Origin of the sequence: Neisseria weixii (assembly GCF_042658245.1) — a bacterium.
In the GTDB taxonomy this organism is placed as follows: domain Bacteria; phylum Pseudomonadota; class Gammaproteobacteria; order Burkholderiales; family Neisseriaceae; genus Neisseria; species Neisseria weixii.
On sequence record NZ_JBHSPY010000073.1, the window covers coordinates 1 to 1,069 of the forward strand.

The following is a 1,069-nucleotide window of genomic DNA, read 5'->3' on the forward strand; positions in this document are numbered from 1 at the left end:
TGGCCGTAGCTGACGGCAACGCCGGCATTCCGGCCGCTGCTGCGGTTGTCGCTGCGTTCGCTGTGGTGTTGTTCGGCCGATTGGAGCACGATGTCTTTGGCGCGCAATAAGGTGCCTTTTTTACCGGCCGCATCCGAGCCGGTGATGTTCAGACGGCCTTCGTCGGCGATCAGGCTGACTTGGCCGCCGCCGATGACTTGGCTGCCTTGGGCGGTGCTGCCTTCGGTATGGCTTTGGGCAGTGTTTTTTTGTCGGCCGTAGGTAAGGGATACGCTGGCGTTGGATGCGTTTGCCGCGGATTGCCAATCGCCGGCGGATAGGGCGGAAGCGGTGTCTGCCGGGCCTTTGAGGTTGTCGGGACTGCTTTCTCCGGCCAATAACCTGCGTGTCTGCCATGCGGCATTGGCCGCAGCCATGGCATTGACGCGGCCGTTTTTGCTTTTGCCGACGGTTTTGGCCGCGGCTGCCGCGTTTTGTGCGGCCTGAACCACAGGGATGTCAACCGCTGCGGTCAGGCCTTTTTGTTCGAGGGTGTGCCGGTAGTCGGCAGCGTAAGTATCCTGCGCCGCTTCAATGCCGATGTTGCGCGCACGGATCCATACGTCACCTTCGGGCGAGGAGGCGGCCGAGCCGGTTTGGCGGTAGTTTTGTGCGGCGGAAATGACGGTGTCGCCGGTTAAACTGCCGACGGTCGAACCGTGATTCACCAACGTTCGGCTGCCGCTGCCGGCGGCGTCTTTTTTGCTGCCGATCGTGAAACCGATGCCGCCCGAGCCCGTCAGGCCGGATTTTTTGGTTTGGTGGAATCCGGTGTCGTGATAGCTGCTTTGAGCGGCGGTAATGTTCACATCATTGCCTGCCGTCAATAGCGTGAGGCCGTCTGAAACTACGTCGCTGCCGCGGACGGTCAAATCGTTATCGGCCACAATCAGCACCTTGCCGCCGCTGATTTCGCTGCCGACGGCCTCGTTATGCCGGCGGCGGTATTGGTCGAGTGAAGTTTTTTTAGAAGCGATGCTGCGCGATTTGCTGTAAACCGATTCGTCCAAGTCCAGAGTTTGGCGGCCTT

General features: G+C 60.4%; 1 protein-coding gene. It reads right to left on the reverse strand.

All coding sequences use genetic code 11. From position 1 onward, the window contains the following. On the reverse strand, nucleotides 1-1,069 hold a 1,069-nt coding region (locus ACFPVS_RS13645), incomplete at both ends, for a hemagglutinin repeat-containing protein (RefSeq protein ID WP_378595863.1).